Origin of the sequence: Streptomyces sp. HUAS ZL42, from assembly GCF_040782645.1 — a bacterium.
GTDB lineage: Bacteria > Actinomycetota > Actinomycetes > Streptomycetales > Streptomycetaceae > Streptomyces.
This window is the reverse complement of sequence record NZ_CP160403.1, coordinates 9,657,582-9,683,330: the sequence shown is the minus strand read 5'-3', so window position 1 is coordinate 9,683,330 and position 25,749 is coordinate 9,657,582. Positions and strand designations below refer to the sequence as shown.

The following is a 25,749-nucleotide window of genomic DNA, read 5'->3' as shown; positions in this document are numbered from 1 at the left end:
TATGGCGCAGTTGGACATCATCGACGTCGGGCACACGTACACGCCCGGCGCCGAGGAGGAGCGATGGGCTCTCAAGCCACTGAAGCTGACCTTCGAATCCGGCAAGACCTATGCGCTGGTCGGACCCTCGGGCTGCGGCAAGACAACACTGCTGAACATCCTGTCCGGCCTGGTCAGACCATCCCGGGGACGGGTGTTGTTCGACGGGGCCGACGTCACCGCCCTGCCCACGAAGGCACGCAACATCGCCCAGGTCTTCCAATTCCCCGTCATCTACAAGTCGATGACCGTCTACGACAACCTCGCCTTCCCCCTGCAGTGCCGGCGCTGGGACAAGGCGCGGATCGACGCCAAGGTCCGGCAGGTCGCCGAGGCCCTGGACCTGCACGACCGGCTGAGGAAGCCCGCTCGCGGCCTCACCGCCGACGACAAGCAGCTGATCTCACTCGGCCGCGGCCTGGTCCGTGACGACGTGGCGGCCGTCCTGATGGACGAGCCGCTCACCGTGATCGACCCGCAGCTCAAGCACTCGCTGCGGCGCAAGATCCGCGAGATCACCGAGCAGTTCCGGCCCACGGTGATCTACGTGACGCACGACCAGTACGAGGCGATGAGCTTCGCACAGGAAGTGCTCGTCATGAAGGACGGCCGCGCCGTCCAGCAAGGCACCCCTGAGCAGCTCTTCGAGGCACCCTCCTCCACCTACGTCGGCTACTTCATCGGCTCCCCCGCGATGAACTTCCTGACCGTGGACCGCAGCGACAGGCCCTTCGCGCTGGGCGGCCGGCCGCTGTCCGTCGCCTGGGACACCCCCGACAGCACGAGGGAGGTCCAGGTCGGCGTCCGGCCCGAATACGTCAAGGTCGTCACGGACCCCGGCCCCAACACCTTCCCCGGCCGGCTGCGGGGCGTCAGCGACCACGGCGCGCAGCGCGTGCTCGAAGTCGAGATCGCCGGGCAACTCGTCAGGGCCAAGACACCGCGGGAGGAGGGAGTTCCGGCGGGCGAGGAAGTCCTCGTGCACCTGCCGCGTGCAAAGGTCCTGCCGTACGCGGACGGTCGGTTGGCACTCCGCTCGTGACGATCCGTCCGCCATGACCGCGACACGATCGCTGTCGCGGAGTCCACAAAGTCGGCACCGGCAAGCCGAACCCGTACGATCCTGTCGCCATGACTCCTGAGGGCGCGGCCGGAACGCAGGCAGGGTCGGCTGCCCTTGGGTCGGCAAGTCGTCCTGCCGGTGCCATACACCACGCCTGTCTTGATGACGGGCGCACAGACGCCAGCGAAGGAATCCCATGATCTTCATCACCGCGAAGTTCCGCGTCCGTCCCGAGCATGCCGACCGCTGGCCCGAGATCAGCGCCGACTTCACCCGGGCCACACGCGCCGAACCCGGCTGCCTGTGGTTCGACTGGTCGCGCAGCGTGGAGGAGCCGGCGGAGTACGTCCTGGTCGAGGCCTTCCGCGACGCCGATGCCGGCATCGCACATGTGCAGTCCGCACACTTCAAGGCTGCGCAGCAGACGCTGCCGCCGCATCTGGTGGAGACGCCGCGCATCGTGAACGCGACCGTTCCGCAGGATGACTGGTCGCTTCTCGGGGAGATGGCGGTCCCGGACCAGAAGTAGCTCCCGGTCGGAAACGTCAGCGGGCAGTGCGCTCACGGTATGACCGCTGCGGCTGCCCGCTGACTCGACTGCGGTCGCGGGGCCATGGCAGGGCGAGTGCGGTCATTCCGAGGGCAAGGCCGAGCAGATTGCCGGCGATGTCCTGGGCGTCGGCGGCGCGCAGCAGCCACGGCAGGGCGTACTGAGTGGCCTCGATACCGAACGGCAGGGCGGCGGCGGCCCCTGCCGTCAGCAACGCACGTGTTCTCGGGCGGATCTGGGCGATCGCCACCCCCAGCGGGACGAACAGCGCGACATTCAGCCTGATCTTGCAAGGAACCCCGGGTCTTCAGACCGAGAGGAATTGCATCGTGAGGCGGGCGGCGCGGAGCGCCGCCGCATCGCTGCGTAAAGCTCACTCGACGAAACCGCGCTCAGTCCGGGCGCTTCTGGTTCTTGATGTACTCCTTGCCCACGGCCAGCGGTGCGCCACCGCAGGAACCGGCGAAGTAGGACGGAAACCAGAAGTGTTCGCCCCACAGATACTTGTTGATGTGGTCGGGGAAATCCTGGCGTAGGCGGCGGGCGGAGACGACCTTGAGGCTGCCGACGAGCCGGGACAGCGCTATCGAGGGCGGATAGTGCACGAGCAGGTGCACGTGATCGGTCTCGCCGTGGAACTCCCGCAGTTCCGCGCCGAAGTCCTCGCAGACCTTCCGCATGACCTCCTCACACCGGGTGAGGACCGTGCCGTTGAAGACCTTCCGCCGGAACTTTGGAGTGAAGACCAAGCGTGCATGGAGGGTGTAGACGACGCTTCTTCCCCTGCGTACATCAGGGTTTGGTTCCCAACGAGGTGACATAGGCCATTGCTGTGCTCCATGTTCGTGAAGATCGTGACGCAGGTGAAGCTGATGCCGGATGCCGTGCAGGCTCCGGCACTCGACCACACCCTGCCTGCGATCAACGAGGCCGCGAACTGGGTCTCCCTCCTCGGACTGCACATCAGCCGGGCCGAGAAGTGGACCAAGGAAGCAGGCTCCACACGAGCTGACTACGCTGCCGAGTTCTCCCACCGAGGCACCGACGCCCATACGTAGACCGTGTCCTCGCTCGGCGAGCAGGACGGCATCTTCGCGGTAGGAAGCCCGACCTGGACGCCCTGTTCTCATGAGTACCTCCGGGAGCACTCACGTACAGACGAAGCCCGCCGGGACCGCGACAGGTCCGGCGGGCCGGGCGGTGGCCGCGTGCGGCGCACTCTGGACAGAGCGCGCACCCCCTTGCGCGGACTGGCAGGCCTGGCCGGGCTTGTGGTGTTGCTCGAGGTGCTGCCGCACACCGGTGTGGTCTCCGCGGCTTACCTTCCGCCCGCCTCCGAGATGGGCCGGGCGCTGAAACCCTCACCGGTTGGGGCCTGGGAGGAGTCCTCGTGTGCGGTGCAGCGCTGTTCGGCGGCCCGGAGGGGATCCCGGAAGCGTTCGACTTCGCGCAGCCGGGCGGCGCGTGAGGCCTTGCCGTCGAGGCTGCTGGTCTTACGCCGGCCTTTCGACTCTTGTCCTTCGGCCCGCCGTGGTCTCCGCTGGTGAGCTGCACGCGCTTGGAGGCATCGAGAAGATCCCGTGCGGTGGGCCGGGACTGGGCCCGCGTCCTACGCACGGAGCCTGGCGTCATGCCTCCTCGGCGCCTCGGGCCGGCACGGAGCCGTACTGGCTGCGCAGGCGGGCCTTGAGGATCTTGCCGGTGGCGTTGCGGGGCAGGGCGTCGACGAGGACGACCGACTTGGGGAGCTTGTACCTGGCGAGTCGGCCGGACAGGGAGTCCATGATGTCGTCGGGCGACACGTCGGCGCCCGCGCGGGGCACGACCAGCGCTCTGCCCACTTCGCCCCATCGTTCGTCGGGTACGCCGATCACCGCGCATTCGGCGACCGCGGGATGCTGGTAGAGGAGTTGCTCGACCTCGGCCGGATAGACGTTCTCCCCGCCGGAGATGTACATGTCCTTGATACGGTCGACGATCGTGACGTACCCCTCCTCGTCGACAGTGGCCGCGTCTCCGGAGCGGAACCAACTTCCTTCGACGAAGGCGTCCTTGGTCGCTTCGGGCCACTGCCAGTAGCCCTTCATCACGTTGAGGCCCGAGATGATCACCTCGCCGACCTCGCCCGGTGCGACATCGGTGAGGTCGGGCCGCACCACGCGTACGTCGGTGAAGAAGCAGGGTGTGCCGGCCGAGCCGGCCTTGCGGATGCTGTCCGGTGCGCGCAGGCCCAGCGCGGCGGGGGCGGTCTCGGTCAGGCCGTACTCCTGCAGGAAGGTCAGGCCACGGTCCTGGTATGTGTGGATGAGGGCCTTGGGGACGGGTGCCGCCGCGCACATCAGGATCCGGATCGACGACAGATCGGCCGTCGCCCACCGCGGCGACCGGGCCATGGCCTGGTACATCGCGGGCACGCCGAACATCCTCGTCACCCGGTGCTCGGCGATGACGTCGAGCACCCGTTCCGGGTCGAAGCCGCGCATCAGCACCGACGTCCCTCCTTTGAGGAAGCCCGGCAGGAAGACGGCGTTGAGGGCGGCGGTGTGGAACATCGGTGCCACCACCAGAGCGACGTCGTCTGAGGCGATGTCCACGTCCAGCAGGATGTTGAAGCAGTTCCAGGCGATGTTGGCGTGGGTGAGCATGACGCCCTTGGGGCGGCCGCTGGTGCCCGAGGTGTACTGGATCATGCACACCTCGTCGAGGCCGACCGTCTCGTCCAGGGGGTCGTCGGGTGCGTTCGCCAGCAGCTCCTCGTACGCGCTCCCCACCTCGACGTAGTGCTTCACCTCGACGTCGGCCCTGAACGAGTCGACGGTGTCGGTGAGTTCGGCCCCGAACACCAGCACCGTCGCTCCCGAGTCGCCCAGGATGAAGGCCAACTCGGGTGCCGCGAGGCGGGTGTTGAGCGGGACGAAGACGGCGCCCAGCGTGTTCACGGCGAACAGGGTCTCCGCCAGGGCCGGATGGTTCGCGCCCAGGTAGGCCACCCGGTCACCGTGGCCGACCCCCAGGGCACGCAGGGCGTGAGCGAGCCGCGTCACGCGCGCGGCCAGCTCTCCGTAGGACAGGGATCCACCGTCGTGCACGACGGCGGTGGCCTCCGGTGCCATGCGGGCACGCCGCGCGGGCCACGAGCCGAGCCCTTGATTGCGCATGGTGCGTCTCTTTTCTCTCGGAGCTCTCAGAACCAGTCGGGCCATGTGTAGTCGGCCGATTCGTCGTGGTCCCGGCGGGGCGGCAACGGGGCGAGCCGCCCCCGGGAGAAGACCAGCGGTGCGCCGCCGGTCTTCTCCACCCCGAGTTCCCGTACGCGGCCGAGGACGAAGTAGTGGTCGCCGAGGGTCCACACGTCGGCGATGTCGCAGTCGATCCAGGCGACGACGCCCGCCAGGACGGGGCTGCCCGAGGCCGCACCGCGCCACGGGTGGCGGTCGAAGACGTCGGGTGCCTTGGCGCTGACGTCCCGGCAAAGGCCCTCCTGGCCGGCGGCCAGCACGTTCACGCAGAAGGAGCCGCCGGCCATGATCCTGGGCCAGGTCGTGGAGGAGCGGCCTGGGAGGAACGCGACGAGCGGAGGGTCCAGGGACACCGAGGTGAACGAGCCGATCACCATGCCGACCGGGGTGCCGTCGGGTTCCTTCGCGGTGACCACCGTGACACCCGTCGGGTAGTGGCCGAGCACGTGCCGGAACAGGCCGGGGTCGTCCGCCGGGCCACCGCCGGGCGCCGTCGCGGCGGGCGTCTGCCGGTTCACGCCGGGGTCTCCAGCCCGAGCAGAGAACGGGCGTACGCCGCAGCCCACGAGCCGTGCTGCGCGTTGATGTGGGTCTTGTACGTGGCGACGTCGCGCAGGTACCGCTGCATGCGCTCGCCGTTCGCCAGCGCGCTGGAGCCACTGGCCGAGGCCAGCATCTCGACGGCCTGGCAGGCGAGTTGGCCGGACTGCCGGGCCGTGAGGGAGAGGGCCTGGTCGTCCAGTTCGGAGAAGGGCTCGCCCCCTGCCAGGCCCCGGGCGGCGTACGTGGTGTAGTCGTCGGCGACCGACAGGATGATCCGCTGCGCGCTGTCGGCCAGGGCCGTGGCCAGGCCGAGGTTGCGCTGATGTTCCGGATCGTGGCTGCGCGGCTTGAAGGGCGGCAGCACACTGTTCTTGGTGGTGATGATCCGCCGGTACTCGTCGACTGCGGCCCAGGCGGTGCCCGCCACGATCGAACACAGCTGGATGTTGAAGAACGACATCAGCCGGCCCGCGTACATCGGGTTGCCGTGCAGTTCCACACCCGGCCCGTCGGTGGCGTCGCTCGCCGCGAGGTGGGTCCTGGACACGTACTCATGCGGTACGAGGACGTCCTCGGCCACGACGCTGTTGGAGCCGCTGCCGCGGAAGCCCAGGATCTCGCCCCAGTTGTCGAGCATCCGCCAGCCGGAGGGCACGAGCACCATGCCCGGCGTGGGAATGCCGCCCTCTTCGTCGATGATGAGCACGCCACCCAGGAAGTGCGTGGAGACGTTGACCCCGGAGGAGTAGTCCCAGCGGCCGTTGACCAGGTACCCGTCGGGGGTCCTCGTCGCGGTGGCGCTCGGGGCGATCGGCAGTGGGGCCCGGAAGTCACCGTCCGGCCCGAACACCTCGCGCTGGGTGCTCTCGGGGAAGCGGCCGGCCACCACCAGGCTGTGGGAGGCGGCCAGACACAGGTTCCAGCCGCTGGACGGGCAGCCGCGGGCCACCTCGGTGACCATCCGGGAGTAGGTCCGCAGGTCGAACTCGTAGCCGCCGAAGCGGCGTGGCTGGAGGGACCGGTAGAAACCCGCCTCCAGGAACGCCTTGTGCGTGTCCTCGGGGATACCGGTCCGCTGTTCGGTCTCGTCCTGATGATCACGTAGCCAGGCCCTCATGCCGGCGGCCCGGCGCACCAGTTCCTCCGGTGTCAGGTCCGGCTCCGGCTGCGGAATCTCGATGATCTTCTCGGCTGCCTCGGTTGTCTCGGACAATTCGCACCCCATCCGCTGCTGTTCTGGGTCGGCCTGAAGGGAGTGTTGGCAGCGCGGCGAAGGACCGTCCAATGCCGGTAACTGGGGGCTTGATGAGTGCTGTGCATCACAGCAGGTCGGAGAGGGTGACGGGAATGCCGCACATTTCTGACTGGTGACGTGCGGGGAAGCGCGCTGTAACCTGGCGCGGACCACAACGCTGTGGACCTCGCCTTTCTGGAGGGCTGAGTGGAACTCCGGAGCCTGCGCCATTTCTCGGCGCTCGCCGAGACCTTGAATTACCGGGTCGCCGCCGAGCGTCTGCACCTCACCCAGCCCGCGCTGACGCGATCGATCGCCGCCCTCGAGCGTGAGCTGGGCGTCCAGTTGTTCGACCGCGACAAACGGCATGTGGCGCTCACCGCCGACGGCGCGGAACTGCTCGAACGGGCGGGCGAGGTGCTGGCCGACGCCGACCGGCTCGCCGCCGCCGCGGGCGCCATCCGGGCCAGGCGACGGGACGAGGTGCGGGTCGCGCTCTACGGGGTGGCTCTCGCGGAGCTGACGCATCCGGTCATCGAGGCGTTCTGCGAGCGGTATCCCAGCGTCACGGTCCGGGTACATGAAGCGGACTTCCACCAGGGTCTCGCCCCGCTGCTGGCCGGCGAGTGCGACGTGGCGCTGTTGCCCCTGAACGTCGACATGCCGGGCGTGACACGCGTACCGATCTTCACCGAGCCCGCTTCCCTCGCGCTGTGGAAGGGGCATCCGCTGGCTGGGGCAGCCGCGGTAGACGTGACCGAGGTCTTCGATCAGCCCTGGGTCACCCCCGAGCCGGGCCTCGACTTCTGGGTGGGCGGACGAAACGGGGATGACGCCCCGACGGTCGGCTTCCACGCCCGCTCGGCCCAGGACGTGTCCTTGAAGATCGCCTACCAGCACATGGTGGGACTGATGCCGCTGTCGGCCACCCGGATGTTCCCGCACCCGGGAGTGGAGAATGTCGCTCCGAAGGAGCCCCTCGGCTTGGTGGCTGCCGTCGTGTTTCCGGAGGCCGGTCACTCGCCCGCCGCCCCGGCGTTCGCCGAGCTCGCACGCCGGGTGGCCCGACGCGCGAGCGGCGTTCCGTACGCCGAGATCTCCCGGTAGGAGGGGTCAGCCGCCGTACGGCGGCTCGCCCGCCCAGGCCGCGTGCAGGACGGCAGATCGTCGGCGGAGGCCGGGCGGGGATTCGCGTACGGCGCCCCGAGAGCGACATCGACCGCACGGTCCACGTCGGCGGCGGTCAGGCCCAGGTCGGCGAGCGATCGCGGGATGCCCAGCCGCTCGCCCAGCTCGTGCAACTCCCGTACCGGATCCGGGACATCGAGCGCCCGGCGCAGCGCCGCCAGTGCCCCGGGAACCGCCGGCGCGTTGAAGGCCGGCACATGGGGCAGGACGACGGCGTGTGTCTCGGCGTGCGGCAGGTCCAAGGTGCCGCCGAGCACATGGCAGAGCTTGTGGTGCAGCCCCATGGTGGTGGCGCCGAGACAGGCACCGCAGCCACGCCCCGTACAGCGCGCGGCTGCGCGCGTCATGCGACGATCGCGGCGGAGGTGTAGCGCTGGTTGAGGTCCACGCCGTGGGCGTTGAACTCGTATGCCTTGAAGGCGATCGCCTCCCGCAGCCGCGCCCGCTGCTCCTCGGCCTCCGTGGTGGCGTCCTTGCGGGCGGCGATGTTCCGCCACAGCTGCTCGGGGGTCTGCGGCGCCAGACCGCCGAGCGCCTCGAAGACGGGTGCCGTCTCACCGATGGACTGGTTGGCCCGGGTGACGACCTGCCTGCCGACCGGTGCCCGCTCGTCACTGTAGGTGTCCAGCAGGGACGGGGACGCGGAGCCGTCCAGGACGAGCTTCAGCTTCCACGCCAGGTTGTAGGAGTCCTGGATGGAGGTGTTGGAGCCCAGCCCGTTGGACGGTGGGTGCCGGTGGCAGGCGTCGCCCGCGCAGAACACCCGGCCGCTGGAGTACGTCTCGGCGTACATCTCGTTGACCGTCCACGCGGAGGACGACTTGATGGTCACCGGGATCTCGTCGTCGCCGATCAGCTTGCGGACGACGGACAGGGCGTACTCCTCGGTGAGGTCCGGCGGCCCGGCGTCGACGTCGTAGCCCCACACGATCAGCCACTCGTTCCACGTCCGTACGCAGCGCACCAGGCCGGCGCCGATGCCGCCCACGGTCGCGCCGGGCGCCAGCACCCAGTAGAGGGTGGCGGGTCGGTGCGCCACGTACTTGGTGAGGTCCGCGTCGAAGACGATGTTGATGCTGCCGGCCACGCCCATCTGGCCGCCCATCGGCAGCCCGGCGTCCTCGGCCACCTTGCTGCGGCCGCCGTCCGCGCCGATCAAGTACTTGGCGCGGATGGTGTACGTGTCACCGCGCAGCCGGTCGCGGACCATGACGGTCACGCCGTCGGCGTCCTGCTCGTGCGACAGGTACTCGGTGCCGAACCGCAGTCGGCTTCCGCGTGCTATGGCCGCGTTCACGAGCACCGGCTCCATGAGGTGCTGCGGCATGTCGCACATGCGGGTGGGGCTCGCCAGCTCGTGGGCGGCCTGCACGAGCGGTTCGTTGCCCCAGGACCTCAGCCGGCCGAGCTCCTCGCCCGCGACGGCGGTGCAGAAGACGGTGTTGCCCATCAGATGCTGCGGGGTGGCCTGGGCGATCACATCCTCTTCGACACCCAGGTCACGCAGCACTTCCATGGTGCGCTGGTTGGTGATGTGCGCCCGGGGCGTGTCCGCGAGGCGTGAGTAGCGGGTGACCATGACGTTCGGCACGCCATAGGTGCTCAGCGCCAGTGCGGCGCTCGCTCCCGCGGGCCCGCTGCCCACGATGAGCACATCGGTCTCGACACTCGGCACGGTTGTCATCGGGACGTTTCCTGCACATCCGCCAGTCGCTTGTTCAGCCAGGTCATCAGTGCCTCGGCCACGTCGTCGGAGTTCTTCTCGCCCATGGGCAGGTGACCGTTGCCCGTGAGCCCCAGGTCCGCCAGGCGCAGCAACTCGACGTCGGCACCGGCCTGGGCGAGGTAGTCGGCGATACCGTGCTGGAACGACGCGACCGGCGAGTGGTCGGCCGCGACCACGGCGATCGGGAAGCCCTGGAGCCCTGGCAGGGACCGCACGGCGCCTGCCTCTTCGTCCTGGACGAGACAGTCCTGCAGCCCGTCGCCCCCCGCCTCGCGCAGCCGAAGGCGCAGTTCCCCCGGGGTCCGTACCGGCGGCTCGTAAGTGATCGGGGCCGCGGTGAGCCCCCACTCCAGCTTTCCGAGGCCGGGCAGCTCGGTGAACGGCGGCCCGATCGGCTCGATGGAGACAACGGCCTTCACCAGCCCGGGCCGGGCATCGGCGACCAGCCAGCCGAACGGCCCCCCCATGGAGTGGGTGACCAGCACGGCCGGTCCGATACGGTCCAGCAACTCGGCCCCGCAGCGCCGCATCTGCTCCTCGTTCTCGGCGAAGGTGGGCAGCGTCGGGCCCTGGCTCGCCATCAACTGGTCCAGCGCGGAGTCGTCGCCGATCTCGCCGCTGCCGGGCCACTGGCCACCAGGTCGTCCCGCCCCGTCGCAGAACAGCCAGCGGATGAACTCGTACGTCGGCGCCGCGCCCTCGATGGGCCCGAGGACATCGGGGTGATACGGGGAGCGCCCGTGACCTGGACGGTCGACCACGTAGACGGCGTAACCGGCCTGGAGGAACCGGGTGGCCCAGCCGGGGCGCCCGTCCGGCGTCGACAGGTAGTCCGTGCCCTGGCCGCCACCCCCGTGGACCATCACCACGGGCAGCGGATGCCGGAGATCGGCCGGGATCTGGTACTGGACGTACATCGCGGCCTCGGCGGCGGTCCCGGCCTCGGTCGGCTTGCGCCCGACGCCGACCCAGAACGCGCCTTGCTCGCTGATCGTCAACGGCGAGGCGGCACGGGCCGCCTCGGCGGTTGCGGGTGGTGGGGAGATGGTCATCGGCGAACCTCCGTCACGGCTTCTGCGCCCATGCCCAGCACTATTGGTGACCGGCTCCGGGTCGGTCCAATGCCGGTTGGGGACGCCGTGATGCATGGCGCTCATCAGCGTCCCGGAGGGCGGCTACTTCGGCGGGAGGGTGCGCGTGGCGGCGAGGGTGACCAGGGCATCGGTGCAGAGCGCGGCCTCCAGCTGCTCGACGACCGGCAGTTTGTGCTGCGGGTCGCGGTCGGAGAGTCCGGTCAGGTGGAAGCTGCCGGTGCCGACCCGTTCGCTTGGCGCGTACGACCTCGAAGGATCTGCATCCCCTTTTTCGCCGCGTCGGCCGCCATGACCGCGAGGTAGGCGTGGGCGAGCATGGCCAGGGTGATGTGCCGATACCAGCCGATGTGAAGGCCGGGCCGAGCCGGGTGAAGGTGGTGCCGTCGGTGCTGTAGGAGAACGTCGCCTGGCGGCCCGGCCCCGGGCTGATGTCGGCGGTGGCGCGCAGCCAGACGCGGCTGCCGGACGCGGGGAGGTCGGCGCGGGCCTGCTCGGTGCCGGTGCTGTGGTGTTCCAGTTGGCGTCCATGGTCAGGCCGTCGAACATCACCAGCCTGCTGACGCCGTCCTGCCGCGTGACGTCGATTCAGGCGGAGGAGTCCCGCAGCATCGCCAGCCCGGCCCGGTCGCCGTCCGCCATCCCGGAGCAGTCGAGCACGACCAGGACGGCGCCAGCGCCGTCCCCTCGAAGGTGTCGGCGCCGGTCATCGGCGGGAGCGGGTGCGGGGTGACCGGGTAGGGGTATGTCTCGCCCCACGTGCCGTCGACGGTCTGCGGCTCGGTCGGGGGCCACGAACACCAAGGTGCGGGTCGACAACTCCGACGCCGTGACGAACGTCCTCGGCGCGGGCGTGCACCACGCCGACAAGTACCCGGCCTACCGGGGCGAGGACCCCCACGAGCGGGTGACCAAGGTGGTCGACCGCGGCGCGGAGTAGGACTCCTGGGTCTTCGCTGCACGCGTCCGCGCCTCAGGCTTGCTGCTGCCGGGGTGCACCCGTCGGGAAACATGTCTGGATCTGGAGAAGGCGGCAGGGCGCGGTTCCGGGAGGAGCCTCGGCGCAACCTATTGACGCGATTCGGGCAGGGACATAATCTCCGCTTGCTTTGTTCGGCACGCGGACGAATGTTCGCAATGCGCACGTACTCGTTCCTGTTCAGGAGGCCCCCATGCAAAGGCGCGTTCTCGGGCTTGCCATAGCGGTAGTGACGGTCGCAGCCGCGGCCGGATGCGGATCTTCTTCCGGGACCGGTGGTGCGTCCTCCTCGGCCGGGGACAAGACCACCCAGGTCAAAGTAGGGATCATCCCGATCGTCGATGTGGCCCCCCTGTATCTGGGGCAGAAGAAGGGGTTCTTCAGCAGCCGCGGCATCGACCTGAAAATGGAGACCGCCCAGGGCGGCGCCGCGATCATCCCCGGCGTGGTGAGCGGCCAGTTCCAGTTCGGATTCAGCAACGTCACGTCGTTGATGATCGCCCAGACCAAGGGTGTGCCGATCAAGTCAGTGGTCAACGGGACCGCCTCCACCGGTGACACCGGAAAGGACATCAGCGGGGTGGCCGTCAAGGAGGACAGCCCCATCAAGTCGGCCAAGGAACTTGCCGGCAAGACGGTGGCGGTCAACACCCTGCAGAACATCGGGGACACCACGGTCCGTGAGGTGGTGCGCAAGGACGGCGGCGACCCCTCGAAGGTCAGGTTCGTCGAGATGCCGTTCGACCAGATGCCGGCCGCGCTGGACGGCGGGCAGGTGGACGCCGCGTGGGTGGGCGAGCCCGCGCTGACCATCGCCAAGGGCCAGGGCGCCCGCGTCGTGGCGTCGCCGTTCGCCGAGACCGACCCGAACCTCACCATCGCGACCTACTTCGCCTCCACCAAGCTGGCCCAGGAGAACCCCGACCTGGTGAAGAAGTTCACCGAGGCCGTGACCGAGTCGCTGAAATACGCCTCCGAGCACCCGGACGAGGCACGTCAGATCGTCACGACCTACACCAAGATCGACGGAGAGGTGCTGAAGAAGCTGACGCTGCCGACCTGGCCGGCCGAGTACGACATGGCCTCCCTGGAGAAGCTGGCCTCGCTCGGCGAGCAGGACGGCATCTTCGGCGGTAAGAAGCCCGACCTGGATGCCCTGTTCTCATGAGCGCGTCCGGGAGCACTCCTGTGCTGACGAAGCCCGCCGGGACCGCGACAGGTCCCGGCGGGGTGGGCGGTGGCCGCGTGCGGCGCACTCTGGACAGAGCGCGCACCCCGTTGCGCGGCCTGGCCGGCCTGGCCGGGCTGGTGGTGTTGCTCGAGGTGCTGCCGCACATCGGTGTGGTCTCCGCCGACTACCTTCCGCCCGCTTCCGAGATGGGCCGGGCCCTGTGGCAGCTGCTCGGCGAAGACGCGTTCTGGACCGCGCTCGGTGACACCCTCACCGGTTGGGGCCTGGGCCTGGCCATCGCCGTGGTGGCCGGGGTGGTGGCCGGCGTGGTGATCGGATCGGTGCCGGTGCTGCGGGCGTTGACCGCCTCCACCATTGAGTTCCTGCGCCCCATCCCGTCGGTGGCGCTCATCCCGGTGGCGGTGCTGCTGTACGGCACCGACCTGGAGTCGAAGCTGCTGCTGGTCGTGTACGCCTCCTTCTGGCAGGTGCTCGTCCAGGTCCTGGCGGGCATGCAGGACGTCGACCCGGTGGCCGAGGACACCGCCCGCAGCTACCGGATGGGTAGTTGGGGACGGGTTCGGTACGTCCTGTGGCCCACCGCGCTGCCGTACGTGATGACCGGCGTGCGGCTGGCCGCGACCGTGGCACTCGTCCTGACGATCACCGCCGAACTCGTCATCGGTTCGCCCGGCCTGGGCAACCAGCTCGCGGTCGCGCAGACCTCCGGCGCCGTACCGCGGGTCTACGCCCTGGTCCTGGTCACCGGACTCCTCGGGGTCGCGGTCAACCTGGTGGCCCGGGCGGTCGAGCGGCGGGCACTGCACTGGCACCAATCGATGCGCAGGGAGGGACAGCGATGACCGTCCTCACACTCGCCCGGCGGACCGGGCTGGTCCTGGGCCTGCCCGCGGTCCTGTTCGCCTTGTGGTGGTTCGCCACCGCGGGCAGCACCGACTTCTACGTTCCCCCCCTGTCCACCATCCTGGGCAAGTTCGGGGAGGTATGGACGGGCGAACGACTGCTCTCGGACGTCGTACCCAGCCTGGTCCGCCTGCTCACCGGCTATCTCCTCGCCGTCGCCGTCGGTGTCGGACTCGGCCTGGTGGTCGGCATGCACCGTGGCGTGCGCGACGTACTGGAGCCGGTCCTGGAACTCTTCCGGGCCATCCCGCCCCCGGTGCTCGTACCCGTCATCATGCTGTTCGCGGGCATCGGCGACACCATGAAGGTCATCGTCATCGTCAGCGGCTGCATGTGGCCGATCCTGCTCAACACCGTCGAAGGCGTCCGAGCCGTCGACGAAGTGCTCAGCGACACCTGCCGCTCCTACGGCATCACCGGCCCCTCCCGGCTGTGGCACCTGGTGCTGCGCTCGGCCAGCCCTCAGATCGTCACCGGCATGCGCCAGGCCCTCTCCATTGCCATCATCCTCATGGTCATCAGCGAGATGTTCGCGGCCAGCAACGGGCTCGGCTTCACCATCGTGCAGTTCCAGCGGTCCTTCGCCATCCCCGAGATGTGGAGCGGCGTGCTGCTGCTCGGCCTGCTCGGATTCGCCCTCTCCCTGCTCTTCCGCGTCGCCGAGAACCGGGTTCTGGCCTGGTATCACGGCCTGCGCCGGGCCCAGCGCAACCCCTGACAAGGAGACGTCGATGCTCGACGTACGCAACCTGCAGAAGATCTACACCGGACGTAACCGCAGCGTCGAAGCACTGCGGAATCTCACATTCCATATCGGTGCCGGCGAACTCGTATGCCTGGTCGGCCCGTCCGGGTGCGGCAAGACCACGCTGCTGAAGTGCATGGCGGGACTGATCGACCCGACCGACGGCGAAGTGCGCCTGGACGGCCGCCCGGTGGACGGGCCCCCGCCCGGCATGGCGGTCGTCTTCCAGGAGTACGGCCGCTCCCTGTTCGCCTGGATGAACGTACGCGACAACGTCGCCCTGCCCCTGCGCCGCAAGAAGCTCGGCAAGGCCCGCGAGAAGGAACTGGTCGACCACGCGCTGGAGGTGGTCGGGCTCGCCGACGCCCACCAGGCCTACCCGTGGCAGTTGTCCGGCGGAATGCAGCAGCGCGTCGCCATCGCCCGCGCCGTGGCCTTCGAGCCGAAGGTGCTGCTCATGGACGAGCCGTTCGCCGCCGTCGACGCGCAGACCCGCGCCGAACTGGAGGACCTCATCCGGCGGTTGTGGCGCGAACTGGGCGTCACCGTCCTGTTCGTCACCCACGACATCGACGAAGCCGTCTATCTCGGCCAGCGCACCATCATCCTGTCCACCTCACCGACCGTGGTGCTGGAGGATCTGACGATCGATCTCCCCGACGAGCGCGACCAGTTGCACACCCGCTCCAGCACCCGCTTCGCCGAACTGCGCGCCCACGTCTACGAGCAGATCCAGCGCGCCAAGCACCACAACGGCGACACGCATGCAGCAGTGGCCGACCGCAGCGACGAGCTCGCCCTGCACAAGTCCCAGTCCTGACACACCGTCCGACACAAAGGGCCGTAGCACATGGACGACAACGAACCCGGGCGGTACTTCGTGCAGTCCCTCGAACGAGGGCTGGCCGTCATCCGTGCGTTCACCGCCGACACACGCGAAATGACCCTCTCGGAGGTCGCCAGGATCACCGGCATGAGCCGTGCCACCGCACGGCGCTTCCTGCTCACCTTCGCCGACCTGGGGTACGTGGCCACCGACGGCCGCCACTTCCGCCTCACGCCCCGGGTCCTGGAACTGGGCTACGCCTACCTGTCCAGCATGTCCCTGGCGGAGATCGCCCAGCCCCACCTGGAGCAACTGGTCGCCGAGGTCCACGAGTCCTCGTCGGTGGCGGTGCTCGACGACGAAGACGTGGTGTACGTCAGCCGGGTACCCACCCGGCGGATCATGACGGTCTCCATCAGCATCGGGACCCGCTTCCCCGCCCATGCCACCTCCCTCGGCCGGGTCCTGCTCGCCCACCTCGACGAGCCCCGGCTGCGGCACTACCTGGACACCGCCTCCCTCAAGCCGCTCACCCCCCGCACCATCACCTCAAGGGAGGCACTCGCAGCCGAACTGGAACACGTGCGGGCACAGGGCTGGTGTCTGGTGGACCAGGAACTGGAACAGGGCCTGATATCGATCGGCGTACCCATCCGGAACGAAGCACGACGGGTGGTGGCGGGCATCAACCTCTCCACCCACGTCAGCCGGCGAACGCCGGACTCGATACGCCACGATCTGCTGCCGCCGCTCCTGGCCACCGCCGCGGACATCGAGGCCGAGCTGAAGGTCCCCGGCTAGCCGGTCCTGATGCCGTGCCCCCGCGACGGCAGCACGGAGCAGCACCGGCCTTGGCGACCGGCCGGAACACACCGCCCCGCGCGACGGGCGTTGCCGTGGGCTCGTCACGGCCACCCGGACCTGTCGGCTCTCTGCCCCCACCAGGCATCATTCACTGCAGTGCTGAGACAGTCGCCGCGGAGAGCCCATGACATCGCCCCACGCCCTGACGCCTACCGACCCCATGGCGGCTCCCGCGCCACCCGAGGAAGCCGTGGCCCCTCTCATCCGGGGTATCGCCGTGCTGCACGAGCTCACCGACGCCGGAGGGACGGCCGGCCTCAGCGATCTGGGACGGGCCACCGGCCTGGCCCGCGCCACCCTCGACCGGGTCACCGGAACACTCGCTCACATGGGGTACATGCGAATGGACGGCAGCAACGCCGTCCTTGCCCCCCGCCTGATGGAGCTGGGGAACGCATACCTGGCCGCCCTGCGCCTTCCCGCGCTGCTGAGTGCGCACGCCGATACCCTCGCTGAGGAACTCGACGAGTCGGTGTCCCTCGCGGTGGCGGACGGTGACGGCATCCGCTTCATCCACCAAGCGATCCGCCGCCGCGCCCTGTCGCTGAGCTTCCGCATCGGCGACCTGCTGCCCGCCGAACGCACCGCGCCAGGCCCGCTGCTGGCAACCGAGTGGAGCACGGAGGACTGGGCGCGGTGGCACAAGCGGCAGGACGCCGACCCCGAGGACCTCGGCTTCGCGGCGGTCCCCCCTCGATCGCACCGTACCGCCACGACAGACTTCGAAGAACGGGTGGAACGGGCGCGCGCCCATGGCTGGGCGATGGACGACCAGTTGATCGAGCCGGGGCTCGTCGCCGCATCCGTTCCGGTTCGCGCCCCCGACGGCCGGATCGCCTGTGTGGCGAGCGTCGTGAGCCATACCAGTCGGCACAGCGCGGACTCGCTGCGCGACGCCCTTCTCCCCAGGCTCCGTACTGCCGTGACCGTCATGGAGCGGAAGTTGGCCGACGCTCCGCCTCCAAAGCCGCCGAGCAAGAGCACTCCCGTCGGGCTCGCCACCTGGACGAGCGCGTCCAAACAGGAACTGGGCGGGGAGTTCATCGAATCCCTGGCCCGCGGCCTGACCGTGGTCACCGCCTTCGGTGAGGGCCGTGCGGAGCTGACCCTCACCGAGGTCGCCGAAGCCACGGGGCTGTCCCGCGCCACGGCTCGCCGTGCCCTGATAACCCTGGGATACCTCGGTCACGTCACGCGGCACGGGCGGGTCTTCCGGCTCACTCCACGCGTCCTCGCCCTCGGCTTCCCGCCGCTGTCCAAGACGACACTCACCCGGATCGCGCACCCCCACCTCGCCGCCCTCACCCGCAAGGTGGAGGACTCGACGTCCCTGGCAGTGCTCGCCGGTGACGATGTCCAGTGCGCGGCCTCGGTCGCCGCGGGACGCATCATGGACGCTGATATCGCCGTGGGCGCGCGCGTGCCCGCCTATGCGACCTCCACGGGCCGGGTGCTGTTGGCGGGGCTGCCGGCCGAGGAGCGCACTGCCCGGCTGGCGCGCGTGCGGATGGGGGCGCTGACCGCTCGCACCGTCACCCGGCCCACCGACCTCGAGCTGATTCTCGACCGAGTCCGTGAGGACGGATATGCCCTGGTCGATGAGGAACTGGAAGAAGGGCTTCGCTCTATCGCCGTACCGGTACGTGACCGCGACGGCGGCCTCATGGCGGCGATCAACGTCACCATGCACAGCGGTCGCCGCCCCGCCGCGGAGTGCGTCACGTCCATCTTGCCGGAACTGCGGGCCACGGCTGCTCACATCGAGGCCGACCTGCACATAACCGGGCGATTCGTGCGAGTTCCGACACGGCAGCTGTAGGTGGTGAGGAGTGAGGTTCCTGTCCTGTCATGTGACGGCTGCTGCCGTGACGTCGTTCCATCGGCGGTGGTAGTCGGCTGCGCGTTGCCGGTGTTGGCGGCGCCAGTGGGACCAGTGGAGCGCGTGCGCGGGATCGGCGTCCTGGCGGGCCGGTGTGAAGGCCGGGGCTGGGCGAAAAGACGGTGCACTGGGCATGGTGACGTCGGCAGGATGCCCGGCGTGACTGAACTGGCGAGCATCGCCGTCCCGCCCTCTGCCGTCCTCGATGCCTTCGGCGTGCGCGCCGTTCTCGGCTCTCGTGGAGCTGAGGCGCCCGGTGAATCAGGACGCTGCTCAGCTCATCCACGGCGATCTCACCGGCAATGTGCTCTTCGCTGCGGACGAAGTGCCTGCTGTGATCGACTTTTCGCCGTATTGGCGGCCTCCCGTGTTCGCCGAAGCCATCGTGGTCGCGGGTGGTCTGCTCTGGTTCGATCTACCGTCCGAACTGCTGATGGGTGTCAGCGATGACCCTGACTGGCAGCAGATGCTGATTCGGGCACAGGTCTTCAGGCTCATCGCGTATAGCGAGAGCGTGGGGCCATCGGGGCGAGCTCACTCTGGTGAGCCGCAGCGGTATGTACGGGCAACCGACGTTGTGATCAAGAAGTTGACGGTGTTTCAGGGGTAGTCGTTTTCTCGGGTGGCTTCCCGCTGAACGAACTCAAGGGATGCCCAGGTCGACAGCAGGGCGTCCTGTCCGCCGTTGGGTTTCCTCGCGCTTGGCGCGGAGGAAGGTGAGTGTGAGGTTGATGCCTTCGACCTCGCCGAGCCAGTTCTCCTCCTCGCCCGCCGCCGCGGAGGCGAACGCCGTGCCGGCCGCTGACGCGTGCTCGGTGTCGACGATCGCCGGGCGGTCCGTGACCGAGTAGACGATCTCGCCGAGCGTCCCGTTGTTCTTCCTCAGCAGTTCGCGGACGAGGCAGCCGTTCCTTTGCAGTTCGCTCAGGGCGGCACGTACGGCGTCCCGCCCGTCGGGCCCGGCGCGCACGAGGTCGGCGACCGCACCTGCCAGCCGGTGACGTGGGTGCTGACGAGCCGAAGAGGCCCTTCGCCCTGAACGACAACCGGGCGTCACGGAAGAAGCCGCCTGCGATCTGGGTGAACTGATCCGCCGCCCTCACCCCGCGCCGGATCCCCGCCCCCAAGCCGGTCATCGTGCTGTGTCGTCCGCTATGAGCGCGCGGCCGCTGACGCCCTGGAGTGAGCATACGGGCGCGCGGTGGCCTGTGCCGCGGTCCGCCGTCGACCGGGGCCGGTCGAAGCGCATGAGTCCCTCCTGCGCGACGGCGGCCACCAGACGCCCGCTCGTGTCGAAGAGCCGTCCGCGGGTGAGCGCCCGGCCGTGCTCGGCCGAAGGGGAAACCTGGTCGTACAGCAGCCACTCGTCCGCGCGGAAGGGACGCAGGAACCACAGCGAGTGGTCCAACGACGCACCCTGTACGGCGGTTTGGGGATGTGGCAGCCGCGCGGATCCCAGCAGCGCCATGTCGCTGAGATAGGTCAGTGCGCAGGCGTGGACGGCATCGTCGTCCGGCAGCGGACGTCCGTACCGGATCCAGACCCGCTGACAGGCCGGCGTCTCCGGAACGTGGCCGATCTCCCGCCTGGGCACCCATCGCATCTCCCAGTGGCGCCACTCCGCGGGCCGCGGCATGCCCCAGCCGTTGATGCGGTCGGACTCCGGAATGGCGTCAGGTGCCGGCACCGACGGCATGTCCACCTGGTGGGAGAATCCTTCATCCCCGCGATGGAACGACGCCGTCATCGTGAAGATGGCCTCCCCCGCCTGGACTGCGGTCACCCGGCGCGTGCGGAAGCTGCCGCCGTCGCGGATCCGCTCGACCAGCTGATCCGTCGACTCGTGCGGACGGCCGGGCCGCAGGAAGTAGCCGTGCATCGAGTGAGCCGAGTACGACCGGTCGAGGGTATGCGCCGCGGCCATCAGCGACTGGGCGGCGATCTGGCCACCGAACGTCCGCGCCCACTCGCTGGGGATCGGGCCGGACCGGAACCGGTCCGGCCCGATCTCGTCAAGGGCAAGGGCCTCTGTCAGGCCGGTCATCCTTCCGCTCCTCTCGCTCGTCACGCGGGTGTCGCCCCGCGCAGTTCGCGGCGCCAGGGTCTTGCCTCTGGTGGTCTTGGGCAGCTCGTCCCGGATGCTGACGGTCCGAGGGGCCTTGAGGGCGGCCAGGTGCTCCCGGCAGTGGGCGACCAGCTCGTCGGGCTCGGCAGATCCACCGGGCTCATGCTGACGAAGGCCGCCACCGTCTCACCGCGGTAGGGATCGGGCGCACGGACGACGGCGGCCTCGCCAACCGTGGGGTGCCGGTAGAGGACGTCCTCGACCTCGCTAGACCACATCTTGAACCCGGAGGCGTTGATCATGTCCTTCTTGCGGTCGACCCCGTACACCCAGGCCTGCCGATCCACGAAACCGACGTCGCCGGTGAGCAGCCGCCCGTTCGGTATCGACTCCGCGGTGGCCTCTGGCCTGTTCCAGTACGCGGGTGCCACCATGGGGCCTTCGACCGTGATCTCGCCGACCTCGTTCGGTCCCAGGTCCTGCCGTCCTCGTCGACGATACGGACCATGGCGGCGGGGCGGGATAGGCCGATCGACAAGGTGCCCGAGTCGCCTCGAACGCTGATTGCCTCATCACCGCTCCTTTTCCTCGTTGCGTGAGTGTCGATGTCCCGTGGGCATGAGATCGGGTCAGATGCCTGCCGCATCCGCGACTTCCTGGGCCTTCGCCACCAACGCGTCGATGCGCTCTGCGGTCGGGGTACCGGAGGCGGCCTTGTTCCGCGGTTCGTCCAGCGCGCGGCGCATGACGCCCTCCGCGATGATCGCCACTTTCCACAGTCCCATCGCGTGCCAGAAGCCCAGCGCCGTCAGGTCGCGCCCGGACGCCGCCAGGTAGGCCGCCACGAGTTCCTCGCGCGTCGGGAAGCCGTCGAGAGCGGTCGCGCCGAAGTCGCCGGAGGTGTTCTCACCTTTGGCCGGCCAGTAGGCCAGCAGGCTGCCCATGTCCGCCAACGGATCCCCCAGTGTCGACAACTCCCAGTCGAGCACCGCGGTCACCTCCCCGCTGTCGTAGGAGGTGATGACGTTGCGCAGATGGAAGTCGCCGTGCACGAGGGTGAGTTCGCGCTGCTGCGGGACGGCCGCGACGAGGCGCCGGGTGAGGTCCTCGAGGGCGGGCAGCTCGCGGGTCCTGGATCTCTCCCACTGGCCCGACCACCGCTTGAGCTGACGCTGCGCATACGGCTTGTGGCTGGCCAGGCCGGTCAGCCCGGTCGCCTCGAGATCGACCGCGTGGATCTTCGCCAGCGTCCGCGGCAGCGACATCCCGATCGCCCGGCGGCGCGCGGGCGTCAACGACTGCGCGATCGACATCGTGTCGACGACCTCGCCGTCCACGAACTCCATGAGCAGCAGCGGGGCATCGGTCACGGAAGGATCATCGCTCAGCCCGAGCACCCGCGGGGTCGGCACGGCGGTGCCCTCCAGCGCGGTCAGAATCCGCGCCTCGCGGGCCACGTCGTGCGCCGAGGCCAGCAGGCGACCCAGTGGTGGGCGCCGCAGCACCCATCTGCGGCCACCCTGGTCCCGTACGAGATAGGTCAGATTCGACTGGCCGAGCCCGATCCGGTCAAAGGCCAACGGCCCGGCGAAGTCGGCGCCGAGGGTGGCGAACCAGCGGCTCACCGCCCCGGCGTCGATTCCGACGATATCCGCGCTAGACACCGATGCCGGCTCCGTGCCTGAACGGGAGCGCATCGCCGAGCAGCTGCCCGCCGTCGATCACCATCGTCTCGCCGGTGATCCAACTCGCGGCGTCCGAGACGAGGAAGGCGACCGCCGAGGCGATGTCAGCAGGCTCGCCTATCCGCCCGAGCGCCGTCGACGCCGACACGGTCTGCTCGTGCTCCTTCCACAGGGCCTCGGCCAGCTTCGTTCGTACGACACCGGGTGCCACCGCGTTGACGCGAACCTTCGGCGAGAGTTCCAGGGCCAGTTGCTTCGTGAGATGGATGAGTGCGGCCTTCGACGCGTTGTACAACCCGATGTTCGCCTCGAACGCCATACCGCCGACCGAGGCCGTGTTGACGACCGCGCCGCCGTGCTCGCCCATCCAGGCCCGCGTGGCCAGCCCCGTCCACAGGAGGGGAGCCCACAGGTTCACGTCGAAGGTCTTGGCGAACCGGCCGTGGTCCTGCTCGATGACCGGCCCGAAGGCCGGGTTGGTCCCCGCGTTGTTGACGAGGATGTCCAGGCTTCCGAAGCGCTCGAGCGTCAGATCCACACAGCGCTGGGCCGCTTCTTCGTCGACGGCGTGCGCACCGACGCCGACCGCTGTGTCCCCGACCTGCGCCGCGGCGGTCTTCGCCGCCTCCTGGGACCGGGAGGTGAGGACTACGTTTGCGCCGGCGGCGGCGATGGCCTGGGCGATCGCCAGTCCGATTCCGCGCGAGGCGCCGGTGACGACGGCGGTGCGACCGGTGAGATCGAGTCCTGCCATCTCAACCCGCCACTGCCGTTGCGGCGTCGCGGTACTGCCGCAGTTCCTGCTTGGCGATGGCCCGCTTGTGGACCTCGTCGGGACCGTCCGCCAGCCGCAACGTCCGCAGATGCGCGTACATCATCGCCAACGGGAAGTCGTCCGTCACTCCCGCTCCCCCGTGTACCTGGATCGCTCGGTCGACGATCTTCAGCGCGATGTTCGGGGCGGCAACCTTGATGGCCGCGATCTCGGTGCGCGCTTCCTTGTTCCCGACCGTGTCCATCAGGTACGCCGCCTTGAGCGTGAGCAGGCGGATCATCTCGATGTCGATGCGCGCTTCCGCGATCCAGTCCTGGATGTTGGACCGTTCGGCGACCGGAGAACCAAAGGTCACCCGGGACTGGGCTCGCCGGCACATCAACTCCAGCGCCCGCTCGGCCGCGCCGATCGCCCGCATGCAGTGGTGGATGCGACCGGGCCCGAGCCGGGCCTGGCTGATCGCGAAACCCTCGCCCTCACCTTTGAGGACATCCTTGATCGGCACACGCACATTCTCGAAGATGATCTCCGCGTGGCCCTCTCGATCCGCGTACCCGAACACCGGGAGGTTCCGGACCACGGTGACCCCGGGGGCGTCGATCGGGACGACCATCATCGACTGCTGGCGATGCGGGGCCGCCGTGGGGTCGGTCTTGCCCATGACGATGAGCACCCTGCAGTTCTTGTGCATCGCGTTCGAGGCGAACCACTTGCGGCCGTTGAGGAGGTACTCGTCGCCGTCGCGCTCCATGCGCAGCTCGATGTTGGTGGCGTCAGAACTGGCCACGGCCGGCTCGGTCATCGCGAACGCCGATGCCATGGTGCCTTCGAGCAACGGCTTGAGGTACTTCTCCCTGTGCTCGTCGGTGCCGAAGAGGGTGAGCACCTCCATGTTGCCGGTGTCCGGGGCATTGCAATTGCACGCCTCCGAAGCGATGTGACTGCGTCCCATGATCTCCGCCAGCGGCGCGTACTCGAGGTTCGTCAGCCCCGGCCCCCACTGCGGGTGCGGGTGGAAGAGGTTCCACAGTCCGCGCCCCCGCGCCTCCGCCTTGAGTTCCTCAATGATCGGCGGATGGAAGTGCGGGTCACCGGAGGCGCGCATCTGCTCGTGGTACACCGGCTCGGCGGGGTAGACGTGCGAGTCCATGAACTCCAGCAGGTCCGCCTGGTACTTCTTGGCGCGGTCCGACGGCTCAAACAGGGACATCTGTACTCCTGACGGGGGGAAGGGAAGGAAAGCTCGGCGGGCGCTTTCCCAGGTGGCTGGCCACGCCTTCGACGACATCGGTCCCGCAGAAGGCCTGGAGCATGAGCCTCTCCGCGCGGGTCACGGAGTCGGCGTAAGTGCTCTCCGCGTCGTTGTGCAGTTGGCTCTTGATCGTGGCCATGGATCCCGGAGAGCAGCGCGTCGCCAGATCGGCGGCATAGGCGACAGCGGCATCGACCACGCTGCCGGTGCGGACCAGGTGGTCGAGGAGTCCGATACGCAGCGCCTCCTCGGCGTCCACCATGCGACTCGACAGCAGCAGGTCGGTGGCCCGGCTGTGCCCCACCAGCCGGGGCAACAGCCAGGAGATCCCGTACTCGGCGACGAGTCCGCGTTGCGCGAATGCCGTGGTGAACCGGGCCGAGGGCGAGCCGAAGCGGATGTCGCAGTAGAGCGCCTCCACCACGCCCAGGCCGTCGGCCACCCCATTGACCGCACCGATCAGCGGTTTGCGCAAGCTCAGCGGCACGTCACGCGGGCGGCGCAGCGCCCTCTCCGCCGCGGAGACCTCGTCGATCTCGCCGACCGCCTGCAGCCGTTGCAGATCGGCGCCGGCGCAGAATCCGCGCCCCGCACCGGTGACCACGACGGCACGTACGTCCGAGTCGTCCTCGGCGGCGTCGAGGAGCTCGAAATAACGGTCTTCGAGTTCCTCGGTCCAGGCATTCAGCTTGGCGGGCCGATTGAACGTGAGTACCAGCACCGGCCCGCGGTGTTCGGCCAGGACGAGCTCACCCGGCGCCCCGGTCATGCCTGACCCAGCAGGGAGCTCTGGTAGCGGCGCATCCCGCGCAACCACCGGTCGTAGTCCGCGCCCTTGTGCCGGTACATGTCCAGCACCTCTTCGTGCGGCAGGATCAGGAAGCGCTCATCGGCGATCGCGGCCAGGACGGCGTCGGCGACCTCGGCCGGCTCCAGGACGTCGCCCGCGGATGTGACGGCTTGCGTGGCCGCTCGTCCCAGTGCGTCCCCGGAGTCCTTCCCGGCCGACAGCATCCGGGTGTTCACCCCCATCGGGCACAGACAGCTGACCCGCAGCCCGCGATCGCCGTAGGTGACACTCAGCCACTCGGCGAAGCCGACGGCGGCGTGCTTGGTGACGGCGTAGGTGGCGGAGCCGATCTGGGTGAGCAGCCCGGCGGCCGAGGCGGTGCTGACGAAGTAGCCCTGCCCGCGCTCGAGCCACCGCGGCAACAGCAGTCTTGCCGCACGGATGTGAGCGCGAAGGTTGACGTCGATCGAGAGGTCCCAGTCCCGCTCGCTCGCGTCGATGCCCGGCGCACCCGCGATGCCCGCGTTGGCGAAGTAGAGGTCGACCGGGCCGAACGCGTTCTCCGCCAGGGCGATCAGCTGCTGGATCTGGGCAGTGTCTGACACGTCCGCGCCAGTGCTGACCGTGCCTCCAGGATGGTCGGCGTTGACCCTCTCCGACACCGCCCGCGCGCCGGCCGCATCGAGGTCCGCGACGACGACCCGGGCACCCTCGCGAGCAAGCCGCGCGACCAGCGCGCTGCCAATGCCGCCACCACCACCGGTGACGATGGCGACTCTTTCTGCAACGTTCACGGCGAACCCTCTCCGTGGCAGGGCATGCAGTGTCAGAGCACTGCGCCGAGACATGTGACCGTGGTTGGTTCCCCATATATAGTTGAATCCGACGTCAGGTTCAATGGTCGATGCGCGGATCACCACGCGGAGGGGCCGCGTCACGCCCCTGAACTGCGCCCAGAAGATCGAAGATGGGTATCGCCGCCCCGCGCCCAGCGGGCACGAGCGCTGACCGGCACCATCACGCACCGGCTCCCGCCTCTCATTCGGCCGCCCGCTGGCCGTGTCGTCGCAGGTGCTCCAGTTCGACGTCGCCCGAGCCTTGACGACGGCTACGGCCAGGCA

The 25,749-nt window shown here is 69.1% G+C and carries 25 protein-coding genes and 4 pseudogenes; 12 read left to right on the top strand and 17 right to left on the bottom strand.

Translation table 11 applies throughout. The features are described 5' to 3' along the window. Position 1 precedes the first annotated feature (1 nt). Positions 2-1,081 carry an ABC transporter ATP-binding protein gene (locus ABZO29_RS44360; RefSeq protein ID WP_367325865.1) on the top strand — a complete coding sequence of 360 codons (1,080 nt, stop codon included), beginning with the start codon at positions 2-4 and terminating at the stop codon, positions 1,079-1,081. 217 nt (positions 1,082-1,298) lie between these two features. Beyond that, on the top strand, positions 1,299-1,631 hold the full coding sequence (locus ABZO29_RS44355; RefSeq protein ID WP_367325864.1) for a putative quinol monooxygenase: 333 nt from the start codon (positions 1,299-1,301) through the stop codon (positions 1,629-1,631). A gap of 16 nt (positions 1,632-1,647) precedes the next feature. Here the strand turns inward: ABZO29_RS44355 and ABZO29_RS44350 are convergent, their stop codons facing one another. Both ABZO29_RS44350 and tnpA read right to left on the bottom strand, forming a co-directional pair. Further along, positions 1,648-1,920: a VanZ family protein gene (locus tag ABZO29_RS44350; RefSeq protein WP_367326408.1), complete on the bottom strand. Its 273-nt coding sequence runs from the start codon at positions 1,918-1,920 to the stop codon at positions 1,648-1,650. A gap of 124 nt (positions 1,921-2,044) precedes the next feature. Further along, on the bottom strand, positions 2,045-2,473 hold the full coding sequence (gene tnpA / locus ABZO29_RS44345) for an IS200/IS605 family transposase (RefSeq protein ID WP_367325863.1): 429 nt from the start codon (positions 2,471-2,473) through the stop codon (positions 2,045-2,047). 18 nt (positions 2,474-2,491) lie between these two features. Between tnpA and ABZO29_RS44340 the strand changes: the two genes are divergently transcribed. After that, the gene (locus ABZO29_RS44340) at positions 2,492-2,710 is read left to right on the top strand and encodes a hypothetical protein (RefSeq protein ID WP_367325862.1); all 219 of its coding nucleotides are present in this window, start codon (positions 2,492-2,494) and stop codon (positions 2,708-2,710) included. Positions 2,711-3,280: 570 nt separating this feature from the next. Here ABZO29_RS44340 and ABZO29_RS44335 read toward each other — a convergent pair. Genes ABZO29_RS44335 through ABZO29_RS44325 form a run of 3 tightly spaced genes read right to left on the bottom strand, consistent with a single transcriptional unit; the run spans position 3,281 to position 6,647 of the window. Next, the gene (locus ABZO29_RS44335; RefSeq protein ID WP_367325861.1) at positions 3,281-4,810 is read right to left on the bottom strand and encodes a long-chain fatty acid--CoA ligase; all 1,530 of its coding nucleotides are present in this window, start codon (positions 4,808-4,810) and stop codon (positions 3,281-3,283) included. A 26-nt stretch (positions 4,811-4,836) separates the two neighbouring features. Continuing rightward, on the bottom strand, positions 4,837-5,409 hold the full coding sequence (locus tag ABZO29_RS44330) for a flavin reductase family protein (RefSeq protein WP_367325860.1): 573 nt from the start codon (positions 5,407-5,409) through the stop codon (positions 4,837-4,839). Continuing rightward, the gene (locus ABZO29_RS44325; RefSeq protein WP_367325859.1) at positions 5,406-6,647 is read right to left on the bottom strand and encodes an acyl-CoA dehydrogenase family protein; all 1,242 of its coding nucleotides are present in this window, start codon (positions 6,645-6,647) and stop codon (positions 5,406-5,408) included. Before ABZO29_RS44325 ends, ABZO29_RS44330 begins: the two co-directional genes overlap by 4 nt. Positions 6,648-6,875: 228 nt before the next feature. Here ABZO29_RS44325 and ABZO29_RS44320 point away from each other — a divergent pair, with 228 nt between their 5' ends. Beyond that, complete coding sequence (locus ABZO29_RS44320) at positions 6,876-7,775, top strand: LysR substrate-binding domain-containing protein (RefSeq protein ID WP_367325858.1); 900 nt, start codon at positions 6,876-6,878, stop codon at positions 7,773-7,775. A gap of 6 nt (positions 7,776-7,781) precedes the next feature. On the opposite strand, the pseudogene ABZO29_RS44315 reads toward ABZO29_RS44320, so the two are convergent. The 4 genes and pseudogenes from ABZO29_RS44315 to ABZO29_RS44300 form a co-directional block, all read right to left on the bottom strand. Continuing rightward, positions 7,782-8,201, bottom strand: a pseudogene (locus tag ABZO29_RS44315) (iron-containing alcohol dehydrogenase); the annotation flags it as partial. A gap of 4 nt (positions 8,202-8,205) precedes the next feature. Beyond that, positions 8,206-9,540, bottom strand: a pseudogene (locus tag ABZO29_RS44310) (FAD-dependent oxidoreductase); the annotation flags it as partial. Further along, positions 9,537-10,634 carry an alpha/beta hydrolase gene (locus ABZO29_RS44305; RefSeq protein ID WP_367325857.1) on the bottom strand — a complete coding sequence of 366 codons (1,098 nt, stop codon included), beginning with the start codon at positions 10,632-10,634 and terminating at the stop codon, positions 9,537-9,539. The gene ABZO29_RS44305 and the pseudogene ABZO29_RS44310, both read right to left, overlap by 4 nt. Before the next feature lie 388 nt (positions 10,635-11,022). Further along, a pseudogene (locus tag ABZO29_RS44300) lies at positions 11,023-11,449 on the bottom strand (xylosidase); the annotation flags it as partial. A gap of 29 nt (positions 11,450-11,478) precedes the next feature. Between ABZO29_RS44300 and ABZO29_RS44295 the strand changes: the two are divergent. The 8 genes from ABZO29_RS44295 (at position 11,479) to ABZO29_RS44260 (ending at position 18,671) form a co-directional block, all read left to right on the top strand. Further along, a complete protein-coding gene (locus ABZO29_RS44295; protein ID WP_367326444.1) occupies positions 11,479-11,613 on the top strand; it encodes a hypothetical protein in 135 nt (44 codons plus the stop codon). Positions 11,614-11,845: 232 nt separating this feature from the next. After that, positions 11,846-12,820, top strand: a complete 975-nt coding sequence (locus tag ABZO29_RS44290) for an ABC transporter substrate-binding protein (protein WP_367325856.1) — start codon at positions 11,846-11,848, stop codon at positions 12,818-12,820. Continuing rightward, positions 12,817-13,686: an ABC transporter permease gene (locus ABZO29_RS44285; protein WP_367325855.1), complete on the top strand. Its 870-nt coding sequence runs from the start codon at positions 12,817-12,819 to the stop codon at positions 13,684-13,686. Before ABZO29_RS44290 ends, ABZO29_RS44285 begins: the two co-directional genes overlap by 4 nt. Further along, positions 13,683-14,465, top strand: coding sequence for an ABC transporter permease (locus tag ABZO29_RS44280; RefSeq protein ID WP_367325854.1), 783 nt, complete (start codon positions 13,683-13,685; stop codon positions 14,463-14,465). The genes ABZO29_RS44285 and ABZO29_RS44280 overlap by 4 nt, the downstream gene beginning before the upstream one ends. Positions 14,466-14,478: 13 nt before the next feature. Next, positions 14,479-15,312, top strand: a complete 834-nt coding sequence (locus ABZO29_RS44275) for an ABC transporter ATP-binding protein (RefSeq protein ID WP_367325853.1) — start codon at positions 14,479-14,481, stop codon at positions 15,310-15,312. Positions 15,313-15,342: 30 nt separating this feature from the next. Continuing rightward, positions 15,343-16,119, top strand: coding sequence for an IclR family transcriptional regulator (locus tag ABZO29_RS44270; RefSeq protein WP_367325852.1), 777 nt, complete (start codon positions 15,343-15,345; stop codon positions 16,117-16,119). A gap of 187 nt (positions 16,120-16,306) precedes the next feature. After that, entirely contained in the window at positions 16,307-18,001 is a 1,695-nt protein-coding gene (locus ABZO29_RS44265; protein WP_367325851.1) for an IclR family transcriptional regulator C-terminal domain-containing protein, read from the top strand. 316 nt (positions 18,002-18,317) lie between these two features. Continuing rightward, positions 18,318-18,671 (top strand): hypothetical protein, encoded by a 354-nt coding sequence (locus ABZO29_RS44260; RefSeq protein ID WP_367325850.1) that lies wholly within the window; start codon positions 18,318-18,320, stop codon positions 18,669-18,671. Positions 18,672-18,704: 33 nt separating this feature from the next. On the opposite strand, the gene ABZO29_RS44255 is transcribed toward ABZO29_RS44260, so the two are convergent. The 8 genes and pseudogenes from ABZO29_RS44255 to ABZO29_RS44220 form a co-directional block, all read right to left on the bottom strand. Beyond that, the gene (locus ABZO29_RS44255) at positions 18,705-19,031 is read right to left on the bottom strand and encodes a hypothetical protein (RefSeq protein ID WP_367325849.1); all 327 of its coding nucleotides are present in this window, start codon (positions 19,029-19,031) and stop codon (positions 18,705-18,707) included. A gap of 162 nt (positions 19,032-19,193) precedes the next feature. Then, a complete protein-coding gene (locus ABZO29_RS44250; RefSeq protein WP_367325848.1) occupies positions 19,194-20,105 on the bottom strand; it encodes an acyl-CoA thioesterase in 912 nt (303 codons plus the stop codon). A 20-nt stretch (positions 20,106-20,125) separates the two neighbouring features. Further along, positions 20,126-20,673 (bottom strand): annotated as a pseudogene (locus ABZO29_RS44245) (long-chain fatty acid--CoA ligase); the annotation flags it as partial. A gap of 82 nt (positions 20,674-20,755) precedes the next feature. Then, on the bottom strand, positions 20,756-21,790 hold the full coding sequence (locus ABZO29_RS44240) for a phosphotransferase family protein (RefSeq protein ID WP_367325847.1): 1,035 nt from the start codon (positions 21,788-21,790) through the stop codon (positions 20,756-20,758). Next, on the bottom strand, positions 21,783-22,565 hold the full coding sequence (locus ABZO29_RS44235) for an SDR family oxidoreductase (protein ID WP_367325846.1): 783 nt from the start codon (positions 22,563-22,565) through the stop codon (positions 21,783-21,785). The genes ABZO29_RS44240 and ABZO29_RS44235 overlap by 8 nt, the downstream gene beginning before the upstream one ends. A gap of 1 nt (position 22,566) precedes the next feature. After that, entirely contained in the window at positions 22,567-23,796 is a 1,230-nt protein-coding gene (locus ABZO29_RS44230; protein WP_367325845.1) for an acyl-CoA dehydrogenase family protein, read from the bottom strand. Next, positions 23,783-24,607 (bottom strand): enoyl-CoA hydratase-related protein, encoded by an 825-nt coding sequence (locus tag ABZO29_RS44225; protein WP_367325844.1) that lies wholly within the window; start codon positions 24,605-24,607, stop codon positions 23,783-23,785. Before ABZO29_RS44225 ends, ABZO29_RS44230 begins: the two co-directional genes overlap by 14 nt. Further along, the gene (locus ABZO29_RS44220; protein ID WP_367325843.1) at positions 24,604-25,422 is read right to left on the bottom strand and encodes an SDR family oxidoreductase; all 819 of its coding nucleotides are present in this window, start codon (positions 25,420-25,422) and stop codon (positions 24,604-24,606) included. The genes ABZO29_RS44225 and ABZO29_RS44220 overlap by 4 nt, the downstream gene beginning before the upstream one ends. Between the last annotated feature and the right edge of the window lie 327 nt (positions 25,423-25,749).

What these genes read in the sequence shown, in the direction of transcription:
- ABZO29_RS44340 (WP_367325862.1), top strand. Translation starts at nt 2,492, where the DNA reads ATGTTCGTGAAGATCGTGACGCAGGTGAAGCTGATGCCGGATGCCGTG.
- ABZO29_RS44275 (WP_367325853.1), top strand. Translation starts at nt 14,479, where the DNA reads ATGCTCGACGTACGCAACCTGCAGAAGATCTACACCGGACGTAACCGC.
- ABZO29_RS44335 (WP_367325861.1), bottom strand. Translation starts at nt 4,810, where the DNA reads ATGCGCAATCAAGGGCTCGGCTCGTGGCCCGCGCGGCGTGCCCGCATG.
- ABZO29_RS44360 (WP_367325865.1), top strand. Translation starts at nt 2, where the DNA reads ATGGCGCAGTTGGACATCATCGACGTCGGGCACACGTACACGCCCGGC.
- ABZO29_RS44230 (WP_367325845.1), bottom strand. Translation starts at nt 23,796, where the DNA reads ATGTCCCTGTTTGAGCCGTCGGACCGCGCCAAGAAGTACCAGGCGGAC.
- ABZO29_RS44305 (WP_367325857.1), bottom strand. Translation starts at nt 10,634, where the DNA reads ATGACCATCTCCCCACCACCCGCAACCGCCGAGGCGGCCCGTGCCGCC.
- ABZO29_RS44270 (WP_367325852.1), top strand. Translation starts at nt 15,343, where the DNA reads ATGGACGACAACGAACCCGGGCGGTACTTCGTGCAGTCCCTCGAACGA.
- ABZO29_RS44250 (WP_367325848.1), bottom strand. Translation starts at nt 20,105, where the DNA reads ATGACCGGCCTGACAGAGGCCCTTGCCCTTGACGAGATCGGGCCGGAC.
- ABZO29_RS44235 (WP_367325846.1), bottom strand. Translation starts at nt 22,565, where the DNA reads ATGGCAGGACTCGATCTCACCGGTCGCACCGCCGTCGTCACCGGCGCC.
- ABZO29_RS44355 (WP_367325864.1), top strand. Translation starts at nt 1,299, where the DNA reads ATGATCTTCATCACCGCGAAGTTCCGCGTCCGTCCCGAGCATGCCGAC.
- ABZO29_RS44225 (WP_367325844.1), bottom strand. Translation starts at nt 24,607, where the DNA reads ATGACCGGGGCGCCGGGTGAGCTCGTCCTGGCCGAACACCGCGGGCCG.
- ABZO29_RS44265 (WP_367325851.1), top strand. Translation starts at nt 16,307, where the DNA reads ATGACATCGCCCCACGCCCTGACGCCTACCGACCCCATGGCGGCTCCC.
- ABZO29_RS44280 (WP_367325854.1), top strand. Translation starts at nt 13,683, where the DNA reads ATGACCGTCCTCACACTCGCCCGGCGGACCGGGCTGGTCCTGGGCCTG.
- ABZO29_RS44285 (WP_367325855.1), top strand. Translation starts at nt 12,817, where the DNA reads ATGAGCGCGTCCGGGAGCACTCCTGTGCTGACGAAGCCCGCCGGGACC.
- tnpA (WP_367325863.1), bottom strand. Translation starts at nt 2,473, where the DNA reads ATGTCACCTCGTTGGGAACCAAACCCTGATGTACGCAGGGGAAGAAGC.
- ABZO29_RS44290 (WP_367325856.1), top strand. Translation starts at nt 11,846, where the DNA reads ATGCAAAGGCGCGTTCTCGGGCTTGCCATAGCGGTAGTGACGGTCGCA.